At 53.6% G+C, this 16,616-nt stretch carries 19 protein-coding genes and 1 riboswitch; of the genes, 4 read left to right on the plus strand and 15 right to left on the minus strand.

Annotated elements, in window-relative coordinates:
* Positions 1-45 precede the first annotated feature (45 nt).
* The 8 genes from NYE33_RS01165 to NYE33_RS01200 form a co-directional block, all read right to left on the minus strand.
* The gene (locus NYE33_RS01165) at positions 46-1,824 is read right to left on the minus strand and encodes a SulP family inorganic anion transporter (RefSeq protein WP_076246224.1); all 1,779 of its coding nucleotides are present in this window, start codon (positions 1,822-1,824) and stop codon (positions 46-48) included.
* Between the two features lie 108 nt (positions 1,825-1,932).
* Entirely contained in the window at positions 1,933-2,259 is a 327-nt protein-coding gene (locus NYE33_RS01170; protein WP_039306638.1) for an ArsR/SmtB family transcription factor, read from the minus strand.
* A 112-nt stretch (positions 2,260-2,371) separates the two neighbouring features.
* The gene (locus NYE33_RS01175; RefSeq protein WP_341064471.1) at positions 2,372-2,749 is read right to left on the minus strand and encodes a hypothetical protein; all 378 of its coding nucleotides are present in this window, start codon (positions 2,747-2,749) and stop codon (positions 2,372-2,374) included.
* A 65-nt stretch (positions 2,750-2,814) separates the two neighbouring features.
* A complete protein-coding gene (locus NYE33_RS01180; RefSeq protein WP_341064473.1) occupies positions 2,815-4,443 on the minus strand; it encodes a phospholipase D-like domain-containing protein in 1,629 nt (542 codons plus the stop codon).
* Between the two features lie 242 nt (positions 4,444-4,685).
* On the minus strand, positions 4,686-5,873 hold the full coding sequence (locus tag NYE33_RS01185) for a pyridoxal phosphate-dependent aminotransferase (protein ID WP_341064475.1): 1,188 nt from the start codon (positions 5,871-5,873) through the stop codon (positions 4,686-4,688).
* 27 nt (positions 5,874-5,900) lie between these two features.
* Entirely contained in the window at positions 5,901-6,197 is a 297-nt protein-coding gene (locus NYE33_RS01190) for a putative quinol monooxygenase (protein WP_076246217.1), read from the minus strand.
* Between the two features lie 58 nt (positions 6,198-6,255).
* Entirely contained in the window at positions 6,256-6,891 is a 636-nt protein-coding gene (locus NYE33_RS01195) for a nitroreductase family protein (RefSeq protein WP_341064477.1), read from the minus strand.
* 39 nt (positions 6,892-6,930) lie between these two features.
* A complete protein-coding gene (locus NYE33_RS01200; RefSeq protein WP_341064478.1) occupies positions 6,931-7,359 on the minus strand; it encodes a MarR family winged helix-turn-helix transcriptional regulator in 429 nt (142 codons plus the stop codon).
* A gap of 109 nt (positions 7,360-7,468) precedes the next feature.
* On the opposite strand from NYE33_RS01200, the gene NYE33_RS01205 reads away from it, so the two are divergent.
* Positions 7,469-8,248: a carbon-nitrogen family hydrolase gene (locus tag NYE33_RS01205; protein ID WP_341064479.1), complete on the plus strand. Its 780-nt coding sequence runs from the start codon at positions 7,469-7,471 to the stop codon at positions 8,246-8,248.
* 432 nt (positions 8,249-8,680) lie between these two features.
* On the opposite strand, the gene NYE33_RS01210 is transcribed toward NYE33_RS01205, so the two are convergent.
* A complete protein-coding gene (locus NYE33_RS01210; RefSeq protein ID WP_052421648.1) occupies positions 8,681-9,577 on the minus strand; it encodes a lipoate--protein ligase family protein in 897 nt (298 codons plus the stop codon).
* Between the two features lie 288 nt (positions 9,578-9,865).
* Here NYE33_RS01210 and NYE33_RS01215 point away from each other — a divergent pair, with 288 nt between their 5' ends.
* Entirely contained in the window at positions 9,866-10,768 is a 903-nt protein-coding gene (locus NYE33_RS01215; protein WP_042133279.1) for a CHAD domain-containing protein, read from the plus strand.
* A 178-nt stretch (positions 10,769-10,946) separates the two neighbouring features.
* On the opposite strand, the gene NYE33_RS01220 is transcribed toward NYE33_RS01215, so the two are convergent.
* The 4 genes from NYE33_RS01220 to NYE33_RS01235 form a co-directional block, all read right to left on the minus strand.
* Complete coding sequence (locus NYE33_RS01220) at positions 10,947-11,288, minus strand: thioredoxin family protein (protein WP_042133277.1); 342 nt, start codon at positions 11,286-11,288, stop codon at positions 10,947-10,949.
* Between the two features lie 193 nt (positions 11,289-11,481).
* The gene (locus NYE33_RS01225) at positions 11,482-11,847 is read right to left on the minus strand and encodes a MerR family transcriptional regulator (RefSeq protein WP_042133275.1); all 366 of its coding nucleotides are present in this window, start codon (positions 11,845-11,847) and stop codon (positions 11,482-11,484) included.
* Positions 11,848-11,983: 136 nt separating this feature from the next.
* Positions 11,984-12,619, minus strand: coding sequence for a ThuA domain-containing protein (locus tag NYE33_RS01230; protein WP_042133274.1), 636 nt, complete (start codon positions 12,617-12,619; stop codon positions 11,984-11,986).
* 76 nt (positions 12,620-12,695) lie between these two features.
* Complete coding sequence (locus NYE33_RS01235; protein WP_042133272.1) at positions 12,696-13,418, minus strand: SDR family NAD(P)-dependent oxidoreductase; 723 nt, start codon at positions 13,416-13,418, stop codon at positions 12,696-12,698.
* A gap of 232 nt (positions 13,419-13,650) precedes the next feature.
* Here NYE33_RS01235 and ytxJ point away from each other — a divergent pair, with 232 nt between their 5' ends.
* Both ytxJ and NYE33_RS01245 read left to right on the plus strand, forming a co-directional pair.
* Positions 13,651-13,977 (plus strand): bacillithiol system redox-active protein YtxJ, encoded by a 327-nt coding sequence (gene ytxJ, locus NYE33_RS01240; RefSeq protein ID WP_039306673.1) that lies wholly within the window; start codon positions 13,651-13,653, stop codon positions 13,975-13,977.
* A complete protein-coding gene (locus tag NYE33_RS01245) occupies positions 13,974-14,216 on the plus strand; it encodes a glutaredoxin family protein (RefSeq protein ID WP_042133269.1) in 243 nt (80 codons plus the stop codon). The genes ytxJ and NYE33_RS01245 overlap by 4 nt, the downstream gene beginning before the upstream one ends.
* A 72-nt stretch (positions 14,217-14,288) precedes the next feature.
* On the opposite strand, the gene NYE33_RS01250 is transcribed toward NYE33_RS01245, so the two are convergent.
* Positions 14,289-15,311 carry an oxidoreductase gene (locus NYE33_RS01250; RefSeq protein WP_445669797.1) on the minus strand — a complete coding sequence of 341 codons (1,023 nt, stop codon included), beginning with the start codon at positions 15,309-15,311 and terminating at the stop codon, positions 14,289-14,291.
* 32 nt (positions 15,312-15,343) lie between these two features.
* Positions 15,344-15,745, minus strand: coding sequence for a MerR family transcriptional regulator (locus NYE33_RS01255; protein WP_042133267.1), 402 nt, complete (start codon positions 15,743-15,745; stop codon positions 15,344-15,346).
* Positions 15,746-16,348: 603 nt separating this feature from the next.
* Positions 16,349-16,516, plus strand: a riboswitch (cyclic di-AMP (ydaO/yuaA leader).
* Positions 16,517-16,616: the final 100 nt, after the last annotated feature.

Consider the following 16,616-nt stretch of genomic DNA (forward strand, 5'->3'; position numbering starts at 1 on the left):
TTCCTATTAATGTAAATCTGGATTAACAGGACCGGATTCCGGTCTCTATACCCCGCCGCTCAGCTTCCTGGCGACAGCCGGAGTACGCCCTTTGAAGGCTGCGCTGCGCGGGTATGCCTCATCAAGCCCTGAGAATGCGCTGCATTCTCTGAAGGCAGCATGCTTGCAGCCCAGGCAACGGCTGTAATCAATGCTTCCCAGCGCTTCATTGATCGCTTCCCCTGTATGATCATAGAACTGCGCAGCCCCGATTCTGTCATACAGACCTGTCTTCTTCAGCAGATCCAGCGGCTGGCTCTGGATACCGGAGATCATCAGTCTTCCGCCATCCGCGTGCAGCTGCTTCACCAGGCCAGCCAGATTGGCTTCACCGGTGGTGTCCATTAGCGGCACCTTCCCCATGCGGAGCAGAATGACCTTCGGCTGATCCGGCCCCAGTCCCGGCATGGTACTGTCGAAGCGGTAGGCTGCCCCGAAGAACAGCGGTCCTTCGACATTATAGATTCCGATCTGCGGACAATCGTGGCTGTCCGTCACCATATGTGCCTCAACCTTCACGGAGGAAGGGTCAGGTAGTACTTTGGAGACCATGTGTACTTCTCCCATCCGCTTCACGAAGAGTATCACCGCGAGCACCAGCCCCACCTCTACCGCCAGCGTCAGATCCGCAAACACAGTCAGCAGGAAAGTAATGAACAGCACCAGTGAATCGCCCGTCTTCAGCTTAAGCAGGTGAAGGAATTCCTTGCGTTCACTCATGTTCCAGGCCACGACCATCAGGATCGGGGCCATCGCGGCCAGCGGAATGCTGGAGGCATAGGGTGCGAATAACAGCAGGATCAGAAACACAACAACGCCGTGAATGATACCCGAGAGCGGCGAAGCCGCACCGCTGCGGATATTGGTTGCCGTTCTGGCGATCGCCCCGGTCGCTGGTATTCCGCCGAACAACGGCGCAGCAATGTTGGCGATCCCCTGGCCGACCAGCTCGCGGTTGCTGTCATGGCGGCTGCCTGACATGCCATCGGCGACTACTGCGGACAGCAGCGACTCAATGGCGCCCAGCATCGCAATGATGAAGGCCGGGCGGATAAGCAGCCTGATCTTCTCCCAGGTAATGACCGGGAAATGAAAGCTCGGCAATGTATTCGGGATATCCCCGTAAGCTGAACCGATGGTAGTCACCTTGCCGCTGAAGAATAAGGCAGCAATGACCGTAGCGCAGAGCAGCCCGATCAGAGAACCGGGCACCTTCGGCGCGAAGCGCATCCCCAGCACTACGACAGCCAGACAAATCGCCGCAGTCAGAATACTGTACAGATTGATTGTCGAGATATGGGCGCCGATCTCTTTCATATTGTCCAGAAAGCTCTCATGCCGCTCCATATCCCTTAGTCCGAGAAAGTTGGCGATCTGCCCGCTGAAGATAATAACGGCAATTCCTGCCGTGAACCCGATTGTCACCGGCTTCGGAATGAACTTGATCAGCACCCCGAGCCGCAGAACGCCCATCACCACGAGAATGACCCCGGCCATCATTCCGGCAATCAGCAGATTCTCGTACCCGTACTGCATGGCAATCGCGAATAAAATAGGAATAAACGCACCCGTAGGCCCGCCAATCTGAAACTTTGTACCGCCGAATAAGGAAATGAGAATACCGGCTACTATGGTCGTGTAAATTCCGTACTCCGGTTTCACACCGGAGGCAATAGCAAATGCCATCCCCAAGGGGATGGCAATCACGCCGACGATCGTCCCTGAAATGATATCCTTGCGCAGAGAAGCAATATTGTAGCCTTTAAAACGGCCCCACCCTGTCATCATTTAACCTTCTTTTCTTTAAATATCTGATTATTTGAATATAAGACTCACATTACTCCTGCCTGCCGTTCTTGTCAACGGGGTAATCCGCCCCCCGGGAAGCCGGGGTCATTCGCTGCGGATGCCTTCAAGCAGGGAGATGGTGTTCACAAGGTGATTGTCGAATATTTGTTTGGCTACAGCCAGAAGGTCTTTGATCAGAGGATCACGGAGGGCATAAATTACGGTGGTTCCTTCTTTGACACTGGCCACTACGTTCTTGGCACGGAGTACGGCCAGCTGCTGGGATACGGCAGAGCCTTCCGAGCCGAGGATCGCCTGCAGCTCATTCACATTCTTCTCGCCTTCGCTGAGCAGCTCCAGAATGCGGATCCGCATCGGATGAGCCAGCGCCTTGAAGAATTCCGTCTTAAATTGTTGAATATCGCTGTTCATGGGACTTCTGCTCCTCTTGCTATACTTTCTAATGTATATTATCTTAGCTCATTTAGCCGAAGGTGGCTACGCCGGAGCAGGAAATAGTTAGTCCGGCATACGCCCCGCAGGCTCAAGGATTGACAGGGTACAACATGATCTCCCCGGTCCTGATCTCCACGAATCCGCCCAGCGCCATCGGTTCACCCAGGCATTCGAACATGATTACATCGCGGCCAAGCCGCAGATAACCGGTCCCGTCTTCCTCTATATTCTCCAGTATACCCGTCAATATGACAACATTCCCGTCCATACGTATCTCACAACGGCCTCCGTGCGCCGGCACAATATCCACCCAGCGCATGAACAGCGGGGGCAGCTCAAATTCAGCCCCGCAGGTCTCCCCGGCAGCCACAGCGGCACCGCACCAGGTTCCTCTGCCCTCGCCGAATTCGGACGCGAAGAGTACCTCATTCTTCTTCAGGCTTGTCCCAAGTATGTTTATGTTCATCCTCATTAGCTCCATCTTCATATGTTATACTGCTCATTATACATGACATGGGGCCAGCAGACATATCAGGTGTAATTCTGTGTCGCCTTGTTCAGATACGTGCTGGGATGCAGCCAGGGATGTTTGAAGAATTCGTGCTTGTCGCTGATTTTACGGGATACCCCAAGATCATAATCAATCATCCGTTTCACCTTGTCTGCGAACGGCTCACTCTTAACCAGCATTCCCATTTCGAAATCATGGCAGGCGCTTCGTTCGTTGATATTATACGAGCCGTGGAATACAGCCCGCGCTCTGTGGTCATAAGTGATTTTCCAGTGGGAGAAGCGTTCTGTAAAGCTGTAGTCATAGAAGGACACCCCATTGCAGAAAGGAATGTACATATTGCTGCGCACCGCCGACTTGTTCGTAGGATGATCATTGACCTCAAGCGGATTGCATATCGAGATATGGCGGGAACACTCCGGTCCAACTTCACCGAGCCGGTCCCAGAAAGCCTGGTCGATCAGATAAGGATTCACAATAATAGTCTCTTCGGCGGCATACGTAAGCAAATCCAGATAATACTGCTGAATCAGATTCACCGGATTTCCGGGAAAACTTAGAAAGAGCGTGCATTCTTCCCCGCCGAATTCATAGTTTGCCGCTGGGTGGTAGAACGGGTCTTCCACCTCAAAGTGATCTCCTCCAAGCAGAAGCCATCTGGCGTGAAAAGCCTCATTCAGCGGCCGGGCAGCCTCCCCTTGAATCCGGAAGCAGCCGTCATGCCACTCCTCTTCCCTGGAGGGAATCCCAAGCGGGCGTCCGTCAATCTGTTCAGTTGCCGACTCCCGGATAGGCGTTGCAAAAGTATACTGGTCACCGATATTGAGACTGCCTATAACGGATGTTATTCCGTCAATGACCATAAATTTACGGTGGTCGATCACATTCAGCCCGGTAATTTTGACATCCTCCTGCACCTTGTCCTGCAGAAAGAGGATACTCTCAGGGACGCCCTGAGACTTCAGTTCCTCACGCTTCACTGCCCATTCCGCAGCAGCGTAGCAGGAATGAAATGTATCCTTCAGCCGGGCTCCAGCCTGCTCAAGGACTGCTGCAATCTCGGAGAATCTTCCTACTTCAAGATTGCTTCCGTATCCCAAGGCGGTGACGGTGTAATTCACCAGCATCCGGACCTCTACTCCCCGCTGAAGCGCATGAAGCAGCTCCGAGGCGATTAGCTTTCCCGAATGGTCATTGAAGAACAGCATCACGGACAGATGGATATAACGCTGTGCATTGCGGATCTCTTCCAGCAGCATCTCCAGGCATTGCGGCCCGTTCACATATGGATCCACCTTGTTATGCCTTGTAGTCTGCGGCGCCAGCGCTCTAAGCTTGCCGGAATCCAGGCCGGAAACGGCTGATGCGAGCTGCTCAAGCAGCTCCGGGCTGAATCCGGGAAGCTCCTCCAGCTGCCGGACATCGGTGATCACCCCCCCATGCTGTGCCTGCCGGTAAGCACGGACAACAGCGCTGTCCAGAATAGGCTCAATAATAGAATCGGCGGCGTCCGTGTTCTTAGCGGTAGTTCTTAAATAGCCGCCGGATATCCGGTAATTCACGTAATCCGCGAGATCCTGCCGAAGCCGTTCATCCCACTGCGCTGCAGGTAATTGCGGCAGTTGCTTGTTCCTATGTATGTTTCCCATTCGATCCCCTCATCCCTTTCATTCCCCACTCTCTTCAGGTCCCGCCTGCGCGTTACAGCTCGTGTAAGGGTAAGCTTAGATACCCGGCACGCCTGTTTTATAAACGTTCCGCTTCTTAGCATTATTTTCTTCCGCCTCCCGCTGCGGGATGCCAAAGGGGAAACCCCGGCAGCCGTTAAGACTGCCGGGGTTTCCCCATAGTGAGTGTGTATATTAGCTAGTTTAATAGGAGAGCTACATAATTATAGCCCGGAGGGCTGAAAAAGCTTCAGCGCGGCAATCCGCTTTACCGCTTCCGCAAGCCGGGCCTCCTCACTGACCAGCCCCACCCGCACATATCCTTCGCCATAGGCTCCGAAGCCGATGCCTGGCGCTACCACCACATGAGCTTCATCAAGCAGCAGGTCAGCGAAGCTCTGCGAGGTATAGCCTGCAGGAACCGGGAGCCAGGCGAAGAAGGAGCCGCGGGGGGCTTCCACTTCCCAGCCGATGCTGCGCAGACCCTGAATCAGGACATTACGCCGCGCTTCATAGCGGGCCACATTCGCCTGTACCGGGGCCTGCGGGCCAAGCAATGCCGTTCTGGCTGCCTCCTGCACCGCGCCGAACAGGCTGACATACATATGATCCTGCAGCAGGTTAAGGCTCTCGATCACGCTGGCATTCCCTACGGCGAACGCGACGCGCCAGCCGGCCATATTGTAGGTTTTGGACAACGTATAGATTTCGATGCCATTCTCCTGCGCACCCGGGGTCTGGAGATAGCTCCGCGGCTTCTGCCCTTCATAACCAATGGCGGCGTAGGCAAAATCATGCACCACGCAAATGTTGTGATCCGATGCGAACTGCACCGTTTCCCTGAAGAAATCCGCGGTCGCCACAGCTCCCGTAGGATTATTCGGATAGTTCAGGAACATCAGCTTCGCCTTCGCGGCGGCTTCCGGGCTGATGCTGCCATAATCGGGCAAAAACCCGCGTTCTGCCGTCAGCGGCATCATCTCCATAACAGCCCGTGCCAGCTCAATCCCCGACCAATAGTCCGGATAACCGGGATCAGGCACCAGCGCCGTATCCCCCGGATTGAGCAGACACTGCACCACCTCAACCAGACCGGTCTTGCCGCCGAACAGAATGGCGACCTCGCGTTCCGGTTCAAGCTCTACTCCATATTCCCGCAGGTAGAACTCGGCCACGGCTTCCTTGAGGTAAACATGGCCGCGAAACGGCGGATATTTATGATTCAGAGGGTTCACTGCGGCCAGCTGGAGGGACTCCACGATATGGGCCGGTGTAGGCATGTCCGGATTGCCTTGCCCCAGATTGATTACGTCATGCCCTTCGGCAGCAACGGCTCCGGCTCTGGCGACAAGCGCGGCGAAGAATTGCCTGGGCAGAGATTTCAGCATTTGTGAAGGTTCAAAACGATTCACGGGCATGCTCCCCTCTTCAAACCGGAATTATTTGCTTAATTCCTCAGCGTTATACAGCTTAACATCCAGCGGTGCAGTCAGGAATTCTCCTGCTTTGGCGGCGAAGCCGGTGAAATGCGGACTTGTATTATGGGCAGCTACAGCCGCCTGGTCACGCCAGATTTCGACCATGATGTAGGTATTTCCGTCCGCTGTATGCTTATACAATTCATATGAGATGTTGCCTTCTTCTTCGTGGGTTGCAGCAACCAGAGTCTTCGCGACTTCAAGGAACTCCTGCTCACGTGCGGGATTTACCTGAAGCAATGCGTGAATAATAATCATTTAGTATTCCTCCTAAGTTTCTTGAATATTAACTCAATGGTCCAGTATTATCCAATATTTATTTCCACTGGGCAACAGTGTCAACCGGCAGACGGACGGATGCATAGCCTTCTTCAACCGCTTTGCCGATCGATATCAGCATGACCGGAATATAACGTTCTTTGTCCATATCAAACAATTCCGCAATCTGATCCTTCTCGAATCCGCCGATCGCGTTCGTGTCATAGCCATGGGCACGGGCTGCCAGCATCAATTGCATCGAGACCAGACCGGCATCAATCAATACCGTTTCTCTGTTTACGTCCGCAGGCAGCTTCGCGAAGTGGGCACCCAGAGAGGCCAGTTGTCTTTCTTTTACCTCAGCAGGCATCAGTCCGCGTTCTACAGCAGTTCCGTAGATTTCTTCAGCATAGTCGAAGTTGTTCAGATCACCAAATACGGCAATCATTGCTGCTGAGGTTTCTACCTGAAGCTGATTAAATTTGGCAATGGTGGCCAGCTTGGCTTTGGCTTCCTGGCTTTCGATGATAAGGAAACGCCAAGGCTGCATATTAACGGAGGAAGGGGCCAGAGTCGCTTCAGTAAGGATCTCAGTCATTTCCTCTTTGCTGATTTTGACGGAGGTATCGTATTTGCGGATTGAGCGGCGTCCTGTAATAATGCTTGTGAAATCGTTGTTTCTGGTTGTGTTCATGAATAATAAGCTCCTTTATGGTTTGATTATAGGTGACGGCTACAGTAAATTAATATTATATTGCAGCCGGGTAAGCATCTCTGCGAGTACGGTGCGTTCCTGTTCATTGAACCCGGTAAGCAGTTCGCTGATGAAGCGGGTCTTCTCTTCCCGGTAGGAATTAATATGTTCCCGGCCGTGATCGGTCAGGGAGACGAGGGTGACCCTGTTATCGGCAGGATTATTCCGGCGGGCAATCATTCCGCTGTCTTCAAGTCCTCTCAAGTGGCGGGTGACTGCTGCGGCATCGATATCGAGTGTCTTTTGCAGCGAAATCTGGCTGATCTCGGAGACTCGAAACAATTCCTGGAGAAGGCGGAACCGGGTGGGTGTAATGCCCGCACAGCGCTCGAACTTCGGGCTGATTCCCTTATGCAGCGCCTGCAGCAGCTCAAAGATTGTATCTTCATCGGGCAGATGTTCTATCAAAATTAACCCCCTTACGCAAATATATTGTGCAAAACCTTTTTGACAAACCTTACTTTACACCGGAATCGTTGACCCGTCAACTAATAAAATTAAAGAGGAGTTTGCCCGTATGAAAATAGCCCTGATTCAGCTCGATATAGCATTTGGCAATCCGGAGGTGAATTATGCTGCGGCAGAACGCAAAATTCGCGAAGCCGCCGCCGGTAACCCGGACTGCATAATCCTTCCCGAATTATGGACGACCGGCTACGATCTGACCCGGCTGGACGAGATCGCAGATCACGGGGGCCGCACTGCGGGGACCCTGATATCCGGTCTGGCCCGGGAATACGGGATTAATATCGTCGCCGGCTCTGTCGCCGTGAGGCAGGATACCGGGATTACCAATAGCATGTTCGTCTTCGACCGTACCGGAGCACCCGCCGGGCAGTACAGCAAGCTGCATCTGTTCAAGCTGATGGATGAGCATCTCTACCTCCTACCCGGGTCAGCCAAAGGACTGTTCAAGCTGGACGGCACCTTATGCGCCGGATTAATCTGCTATGATATCCGCTTCCCCGAATGGGTCCGTGTTCATATGGCAGAGGGCGCTGAAGTGCTGTTCATCAGCGCAGAATGGCCGCTGCCCCGCTTATCCCACTGGCGGGCGCTGTTAATAAGCCGGGCGATTGAGAACCAGTGCTACGTGGTGGCCTGCAACCGCTCCGGTTCTGATCCGGCCAACATCTTCGGCGGCCATTCCATGATTATTGACCCTTGGGGAGAGATTGTGAGCGAGGCTTCCGGCAGCGAAGAGATTCTCAGCGGCGAGATCGACCTCGCCAGGGTGCGGGAAGTACGCGGGCAGATCCCGGTCTTCTCCGACCGGCGGCCAGAGCTGTATCTGTAGGGCAGATAAGACGCCCTCTCCAGGGATTCAGGGGCACTTCTGCCCCTCATTTCCACCAAATGCCCTCCCACCAACCAACTTAAAGGGATTTTTCCCTCTATCTACCTCCAAATCCCCTCCCACTAACCAATTTAAAGGGATTTTTCCCTCTATCTACCTCCAAATGCCCTCCCACCAACCAATTTAATGGGATTTTTCCCTCTATCTACCTCCAAATGCCCTCCCACCAACCAATTTAAAGGGATTTTTCCCTCTATCTCTCCAAACAGCAAAAAGCACAGGCGAATTTAGCTCGCCTGCACTCGTCTGCATTTACCTGCACCCTTCTCGTGTGCACCTGCCTGCACCCTTCTCGTATGCACCTGCCTGCACTCTTCAATGACCGCCCGCTCTCCACGCTTCCCAGGACTCCCGTTACATTGCGCGCTTGCTTCAGCGCGCATACCTCTCCCGCAGCACACGCGCCGCCTCCAGTACTCGCGGATCGCCGTACTGCAGGCTGTAGCCGGTCTCCTGCTGCAGGCGTTCCGCCGGCTTCAGCAGCGTGCCCCGGCGGGCAACCGCCTGCCGGATGCCTGCGGTGAAGACTGCGGCCGAATCCGGGCCGCCAAGCTCCCCGAGCGCGGCGATCGTCTCCGGACGCACGCGGGGATAGTCCAGCGATTCGTCCCCGTCCGCTGCCTCTGCATAGAAGCTGCGGATGAGTTCTCCGCGCGCAAGCCCGGAGCCGGACACGACAACAAACGCGTGGACGAAGTACGCGTTGCTCTGTCTCCGCTGGGCGATGCCGCAGAACTTGCGGCCGCCGATGGACAGATCGAAGTCACCGGGGCAATACGACCCGGTGACTTCTTCGGCACGGATCAGCGCCGCCGCCTGCGGATGGCTCACAGCTACGGCTTCGGCAATCAGCGAAGCCAGCAGCCGGAAATCATCGTGAAAGTCCAGCTTGCCCGGACTTTTGGGCAGCAGCAGGGACACATTGATGATCCCGGCATCCAGCGGCACTGCTGCGCCGCCTGAATGCCGGACCGCCGTGCGGATTCCCTGCTCCTCAAGCGCCTGCATCGCCGCCCCCGCACGGGGCAGCTTGCTGTCCCGCAGCCCCAGCGCCACACCGCCCTGGTGGCTCCAAAGATGCAGTACCGGCGGAACCTGTCCGGCTCCGACATCCCGGCACAGCATTTCCTCGAAGGCAAACGGAACCAGCATATCCTGCCCGGATTCCGTTTCCTCCGCTTCCCCGCTCAAATGCGTGAAGAGCAGCATATCTTCAGGCAGCCTGCCCGCCACTCCATTTTCCAGCACATTATAAGGTTCACTTCTCATTCAGATTGCCTGCGAGTCCCACTGACTACCTTCTTTCCCGGATACGGCAGGCCGGGCACCACGCTGATCCCGCAAGTCACGCTGCGTATTCCGATGTATTGTAATTACACTTTCTTAATTAGTCCTATTGTAACCGATCTCCGCCCTGGCCGCGAAGCCCCTGGTATATGAACTCTGTATTTGAAATGGCGGCTGGAACCCGTTATCCTTAGAGGATAAGAAGATAATCCCAGCCATAAGAATCGCGTTGAAGCTCATGCTATACACAACCCTTAGGAGTGATGCCGCATGACAACCGAACAACTGACAAAGGACAGGCAACTAAGCAAGGCCAGACAATGGGAGCAGGCAATGAACAAGCTGTATATCAACTTCCGGGACTACAGCCAAGATGTGCTGAAGGGCTTCGGAGATGAAGATATTCATCAGGCCAGAGTCAACAGCCGCAAGCTGCTGACGCTCCTGTCCATTCTTGATCCGGGCCATTCGGCTACGGAAGAGTTGTACAGCACATTCAAGCAGGCACAGAAGAAGCTCGGCAAGGTAAGGGACGCAGATGTACTGATCGCATCGTTCAAGGAACGGCGCAAGGCCGCCAAAGAGGCGGGTGATGTCAAAACCGCCGAACTGCTCACAGCAGTAATCAAACACCAGAAGGCCAAGCGGAAGACATTCCGCAAGAAGCTGGAGGATGCGCTTCCCAAGCTGACCGGCAAGGCCCTAGACGCGCAGTGGACCCCTTTTATCGATACACAGCTGGAGCCGCTCGCCGCCAAGAAAGATGCCAATGTGGTCATGCGCGAGCTTGAAGTCGCTTTTGAACAGAAGAAAAAAGCCTGCAAGACCCTGTTCAAGGGGCCTGAGGCTGAATCGAAGGAAGCCTTCGAAGCGCTCCATGAGCTGCGGATTGCCGCCAAGCATCTGCGCTATACCGCTAATGCGGCCGCTTTTGCGCTGAATCAGAAATTCCATGCCCACGAGGCCATCTACAAGGATATTCAAGAGCAGCTCGGGGTGATTAATGATAAGCGCGTGTGGCTCGAAACACTGAATTCCATTGGACGTGAAGAGCTGGATGTCGGTAAAAAAACATGGGCGGCGTTCACCGAAAGTCTGCGCGCAGAGGTACTGGAAGCATTGCACCAGAATGAGGTTGTCCCTGTAGTTCCTGGAGCAGAGAGCACGAAATAGCGGCATTATATATATTCCCGAAAATACAAAGGCAGGACGCTGCATGATCCTCATGCGGCATCCTGCCTTAATTCTTGGGCTGCGAGTGCCAGGAAACGCTGCCTGGGAAGAATCGCGGGCCTGTGCTCCACGATATCCGCGGCAAAGCGGCGCTCCCGCCCCTCCCCGTTACAATACGTTAAAGAGTACCGCGCACCGCTCCGGCAACTTTGTTCAATACACCCTGATATACGGATTTCGGCCGCAGGCCGACCAGCTTCTCCACAGGTTGGCCTCCGCTGTATACGATCACTGTCGGCATGCTCATCACACCGGCTTCCGATGCAAGCTCCGGCAGTTCATCGCAGTCCACCTTAATCATGCTCACGTCATCCCCGTATTCGGAATTCAGTTCTTCCAGAATCGGCAGCAGGGTTCTGCAAGGCGGACACCAGGACGCACCGTAATCCACCAGCACGGTTCCGCCAGCCTTCAGCTGTTCACGCACAGCTCCGGCGTTATCGGCAATTATCATAGCCATCTCAAGCCCTCCTTCAACTCTCAAATGATTAACCTCAATTATATAAGCTGAACTTAAGATACTAACTTAAAGCTTAGTCGTCACTACGGTGAATATTTGGACTTCCGGACGCTATCGCTCCTACAGTTCCAGAATCCCCCTTCGATCCTTCTAGCTTCTTGTTATTTTCTTCTATTCATCTTATCGATCCGCCTTATTCCTCTTCATTCTGCTGCTCATGCAGAATTGAAGCCATCCGGTCCTGCAGGTTCAGCTTGATCTGATTCAGCTCAATCAGCTGGCGTTCAATCTCCTCCAGCTTGCTGCGGTACAGCGGCATTACTTCTGCACAGAACGCCTCTTTATTCTTAAGGACACAGTTCAGGAATCCGGCAATCTCTTCTGTCGACAAGCCAAGATTCAAATACAGCTTAATCGTCTCCACCGTATCCACGGCAAGCGGAGAGTATTCACGATACCCGTTGTCCTGGCGCAGCGGTTTGATCAGTCCCTGACGCTCATAATATCGCAATGAACGGACGCTTACGCCCGTAAGTGTGGCTAATTCACCTATTTTCATGGTATCCTCCCCGGGGTTCATGAGAAATGGTCTACACTCAGTATAAACCCTGACACTTGTGTCAGGGTCAAGGTGTTTTTTCAGAATAAACAAAAAAACCAGCTTAAGCATAACTTAAGCTGGCCTCCACATTATCTTACAGCAGTCCCGCTGCCCATAACCCGCCTCTGCGGATCATCTGCCGGAACGGCTCTACCGAGAAGGAAGGCAGATGATGGCCAGGCATCAGGTAGACTACCCGCCCTTGTCCGAATTCATGGCACCAGGCCGCCTGCCGCATAGCCCCTCCATGGGGATATTCTGCGAGAATGGTTGATTCGAAATATGGCAGCTGCTCAAAATAGTACGGCTCATCCTCAATTACAAAGTCATTGATGCCCTGCATAATCGGATGCTCCCGGCTGGAAATCGTCATATGAAGCGCGGTATAGTCCGGATGGTGGGTGAAATGGGCGCCCAGCATTACGCCGAGCTCCTGATTGCGCTGCAGGGAGATCCCGTTATGCACTACGAGCAGACCGCCGCCCCCAGCCACATAAGACAGCAGTGCACCGCTCTGCGCAGCGGATAATTTCTCATCAGAGAATTCAGTATAGGAGACCACCAGCTTGCAGTCCGACAATTGTTCCTTGTTCATCAGCCCGTAATCCTCAGTCGATACGACCTGAAGCTCCGGCTCCAGCAGCTGCTCGATCTCACGGTCTACTCCCGTGAACGGATGATATTTAACCTCGGTATAGCTGCCAAACGCAAGTGCTTTGAAGGAAGTCATTGCATTCACACCTCTCTTGTGCAAAGTTGATCATCTATTATTGCTTAATCCATTATCCCACAAAAGTCCGCTGCTGTTACCAGGGCCAGAGATTGCCGTCCAGATCGATGTACACCGGTTCCTCGCCCAGATATTTCTTATGATCCTGTACGATATTCATGATCTTATACGCTGATTCCTCCGGGGGAATCGGTGCTTCCATATTCTTCTCTCCGCTCATATAAGACTGCAGCCAGCCGGGATGAAAGACCATCACCTGTCCGCCCAGCTTACGCAGATGATTGTGCATCAGCGAGGACTGCATATTCAGCGCCGCCTTCGACATGCAGTAGCCGTACATATTAATTCTTTTGTTCCGGCTGATACTGCCTGCCTCTGAGGAGATGTTAATAATTAGCCGCTGCTTGCCCTGCAGAAGCAATCCCATCAACGCGTTGCTCACCCGGAGTGCGCCGAGCGTATTCACATTATAGAGCTGCGCCATAGCCTCATCATCCATATCCACGAGCATTGTAGCATTGTCCGCCTGGTGGATAATACCGGCATTGTTGATAATAATATCGATGTGTCCTGTACTGCCGGCAATACTCCGCGCTGCCTCTTTCACGCTCTCTGCGCTGCCGATATCAAGAGGGACCAGCATCAGAGTGTCCTGGTATTGCGCTTTCAAAGCCTCCAGTGCCTCCACTTCCGGTAAATACCGGCCGGCAAACACTGTGTATTTATTCTCAAGAAGAAAGCGTACCAGATAAAACCCGAGCCCGCGGTCGGCACCGGTTACAAAAGCGACCCTTTTCATGAATTGCACACCCCCTCATACCTGCTTATTTATGCGCAGAGCGTTGCTGCATCACTCTCACATTAGCATGGCAATAGGGCTTAATCAACATCCCGTAAGGGAGGGGGATAAGCCTGCTGAACATTCTTTTGCTTTAATTTTGAACTATGTTACAATCAAGAATAATAGTTGTTAACAACACAATTGTTGACAAGATGCTTTCTAAATTCTATTCCAGGAAGGTGATCCTCTGATGTCTATTCAACAAATCCATACACTGGATGAACTGCAACAATACGTAGGGCAACCCGGCAAAAAATTGCTCTTCAAGCACAGCACCACCTGCCCGATCAGTGCCAAAGCAAATGAGGAGTTCCAGGCCTATACACAGAATTCCGACACGCCTGCCGCCATTGTACATGTTATCGAAGACCGTCCGGTCTCCAATCAGATTGCCGAGGATTTCGGGATTAAGCATGAATCGCCGCAGATTTTCCTGCTGGAGGATGGTGAGGTCCGCTGGAACACTTCCCACTGGAAAATCACCCGTGGCGCCATCAAGGAAGCTGTGGAGCAATGAGCCAGAACGTAATCATCTATTCCACATCCGGCTGCAGCGACTGCAATCAGGTGAAGCAGCTGCTTGAGAGCAAGGGCATTCCCTTCGAAGTCAGAGATGTGATGACCAGTACCGTCTATCAGGAAGAAGTCGAGAAGCTGGGCTTCATGGGTGTTCCAGTCACCGTATCCGGAGACCGGGCTGTCAAGGGCTTCAATCTTCCTGAGCTTCAGGAGCTTATTGAGGCAGCGGTACAGTAAGGATTCAGTCAGTTATGCAAAATGGTGCCGCCCTCTTTACAGGGCCGGCACCATTTTTGTCGTTCAGATCTGTCAGGTCGGGAATGTAACCCCCGTCATAGCTTCACTCAGCTCCCACAGCGTCAGAGCGTTGCCCGGATCAATCGCCCAGTCCTGCACCCCAGGCTGGTGCGAATCCCCGGACTCCGCTACAGGAGCGATGTCAGCATCCTCGCAATACACGCCGCCCTTGCCGTCGAGCAGCGGACTCACCGCGCACCAGACACTGGTCGCGGCTCCCTGCTGGACCGTCTTCATATGACTTGTACGCCCGGCCGGAATGCGGTTGCCCGCTTCATCCAGCGCCCCCATGCCGCGCAGCTCGTCATCCGACAGATGCCGGGCCAGATCGGTCAGGATGCTGCCGGGATGCACGGAGAATGCCCGGACACCATGTGCTTGCCCGCGTTTGTCCAGTTCAAGGGCGAACAGCACATTGGCGGTCTTCGACTGGCCGTAGGCTGTCCATTTCTCATAGGCTCTACGCTCAAAATTCACGTCTGCGAAATCAACACCGGCAATGCGATGGCCGCGTGAAGATACGGAGACTACCCGCGCGCCTCCGCCCTGCACCAGCGCCGGCCAGAGCCGGGCCGCCAGCTGGAAATGCCCCAGATGGTTGGTCGCGAACTGCGCTTCGTACCCGCGGCTGTCGCGGGCCAGCGGCGAGGCCATAATGCCTGCGCTGTGAATCAGCATATGCAGCGGCCGGCCGGAGTCCAGGAACCGCTGCGCGAAGGCATCCACAGATGCCGGGTCCAGCAAATCCAGCGCCTCCAGCTCGACACCGGGAATCCCGGCAAGGGCAAGCCGGGCCTTCTCCGGTGTCCGAACGGGAACTATCACAGTGGCCCCCGCGGCAGCCAGGACACGTGTGGTCTCCAGGCCCAGGCCGGAGTAGCCGCCGGTCACGACCGCTATTTTACCGCTCAGATTATGGCCTTGGATTACTTGCTCCGCCGTAGTGTCCGGACCCCATCCGGAAGGAATCGGTCGCTGCATAAACTTCGTATTACTCGCCTCATTGTTTGTCTCATTGTTCGACTCTTTACTCATCCCGCTTTTCAGCTCCGTATTCATCCCAATTTTCACACTTCGTTCCTCCTCTGTTCCATTTCCGCGATGAACCTGCCGTCCTTAAGCTCCCGGAAGTTCTTCAGCTTGTATTTCATAAGCTCCAGTGCCGCCGTAAGTTCCGTGAGCTGCTCTTCAATCAACGTTTTATGCCCGTCCAGCACACTGTAGCATTCCTCGTAGTCCTCTTCCGCTGAAGCCCTGATATATTCTTGAATGGTGCGCAGTGGCATATGGGTTCTTTTGAGAATAGCGACGAAATGCACCCGGTCCAGCTCACGCCTGCTGTATGCCCGCTGGCCGTTCTCCTTGCGGCTTGCCGGGGGCAGGAGCTTGATTTTCTCATAATAGCGGATGGTATCCTGGCTGAGTCCTGTCCGCTCTGCTACCTCGGCGATCGTAAAAACAGGCTCCATTGGCTGCTGGCCTCCTTCTTAATCTAGCTTCTTAATCCAGCTTCTTAGTTTGGCTTTCAGTCTTGGTAATTTACTGACCGTCTGCCCTTACAGAATCAAATGATAATCCCTGGAGTAGGGTCCAAGTCAAGCATTCGGGAAGCGGGAATTAGGCCCTCCCGGATGTATGGTTTGTGCGGCTAGAAAGGTACACTTTTCGTAGAATCAGGCTCTAATTCAGGTACAAATTGTAAACCGCCATAATTACTCTAATAACACATTCACGAATCTATTTGCCAGACGGGTAACGCTTACTTCATCTTCAATCTCTCATTATCTCCCGATTACTCACTAATACGCCATTTCACAAAAAATCAATATCGACGGCGTTTCCGGTCTAACGCATTAATATTTCCGGAGTTCCCTCACCGCTGCCTCCCAAAAATAAAAAACGGCGATTGAGCGAGATAAACGGATGATAATCGGCCACATATATGGTTTTAGTCTCCAATATTCCTCGCGAAGCAGCAATTTATTGCAAATCCGGCGCAGAAGCACTCTTTTCCATTTTTACAAATACAATCCTGAAAGGGTATGATTCGTGTTGAAAGTTACCAGCGATAATGTGAATGCACGCTGAATTTCCGCCAAGCGGAAAACGGGGGAACCATCAGGCCGCAGGCCTACTTGGGGTGAATCCGAAGGAGACTTCAATTACGCAGTCTCAAAAGGTAGGGCGACTCTCACCGTCCGAATCCGACAGCTAACCCCGTAAGCGTAAAGAGAGAGATCTTGATCCGCCACGATTTTGCCCCAGGCTTCTTACGCCTGTAACAAAACCGCAGCAGAGGTCCTCCTCTGTCTGCGGTTTTTTGCGCACTTATTCCGGCGG

Source organism: Paenibacillus sp. FSL R10-2199, from assembly GCF_038000235.1.
Classification (GTDB): Bacteria; Bacillota; Bacilli; order Paenibacillales; family Paenibacillaceae; genus Paenibacillus_AQ; species Paenibacillus_AQ phytohabitans.

Bases quoted from the DNA above. Each gene is read 5' to 3' on its own strand.
- NYE33_RS01165 (WP_076246224.1), bottom strand. From the start codon at position 1,824: ATGACAGGGTGGGGCCGTTTTAAAGGCTACAATATTGCTTCTCTGCGC.
- NYE33_RS01170 (WP_039306638.1), bottom strand. From the start codon at position 2,259: ATGAACAGCGATATTCAACAATTTAAGACGGAATTCTTCAAGGCGCTG.
- NYE33_RS01175 (WP_341064471.1), bottom strand. From the start codon at position 2,749: ATGAACATAAACATACTTGGGACAAGCCTGAAGAAGAATGAGGTACTC.
- NYE33_RS01180 (WP_341064473.1), bottom strand. From the start codon at position 4,443: ATGGGAAACATACATAGGAACAAGCAACTGCCGCAATTACCTGCAGCG.
- NYE33_RS01190 (WP_076246217.1), bottom strand. From the start codon at position 6,197: ATGATTATTATTCACGCATTGCTTCAGGTAAATCCCGCACGTGAGCAG.
- NYE33_RS01195 (WP_341064477.1), bottom strand. From the start codon at position 6,891: ATGAACACAACCAGAAACAACGATTTCACAAGCATTATTACAGGACGC.
- NYE33_RS01205 (WP_341064479.1), top strand. From the start codon at position 7,469: ATGAAAATAGCCCTGATTCAGCTCGATATAGCATTTGGCAATCCGGAG.
- NYE33_RS01210 (WP_052421648.1), bottom strand. From the start codon at position 9,577: ATGAGAAGTGAACCTTATAATGTGCTGGAAAATGGAGTGGCGGGCAGG.
- NYE33_RS01215 (WP_042133279.1), top strand. From the start codon at position 9,866: ATGACAACCGAACAACTGACAAAGGACAGGCAACTAAGCAAGGCCAGA.
- NYE33_RS01220 (WP_042133277.1), bottom strand. From the start codon at position 11,288: ATGGCTATGATAATTGCCGATAACGCCGGAGCTGTGCGTGAACAGCTG.
- NYE33_RS01225 (WP_042133275.1), bottom strand. From the start codon at position 11,847: ATGAAAATAGGTGAATTAGCCACACTTACGGGCGTAAGCGTCCGTTCA.
- NYE33_RS01230 (WP_042133274.1), bottom strand. From the start codon at position 12,619: ATGACTTCCTTCAAAGCACTTGCGTTTGGCAGCTATACCGAGGTTAAA.
- NYE33_RS01235 (WP_042133272.1), bottom strand. From the start codon at position 13,418: ATGAAAAGGGTCGCTTTTGTAACCGGTGCCGACCGCGGGCTCGGGTTT.
- ytxJ (WP_039306673.1), top strand. From the start codon at position 13,651: ATGTCTATTCAACAAATCCATACACTGGATGAACTGCAACAATACGTA.
- NYE33_RS01245 (WP_042133269.1), top strand. From the start codon at position 13,974: ATGAGCCAGAACGTAATCATCTATTCCACATCCGGCTGCAGCGACTGC.
- NYE33_RS01250 (WP_445669797.1), bottom strand. From the start codon at position 15,311: ATGAGTAAAGAGTCGAACAATGAGACAAACAATGAGGCGAGTAATACG.
- NYE33_RS01255 (WP_042133267.1), bottom strand. From the start codon at position 15,745: ATGGAGCCTGTTTTTACGATCGCCGAGGTAGCAGAGCGGACAGGACTC.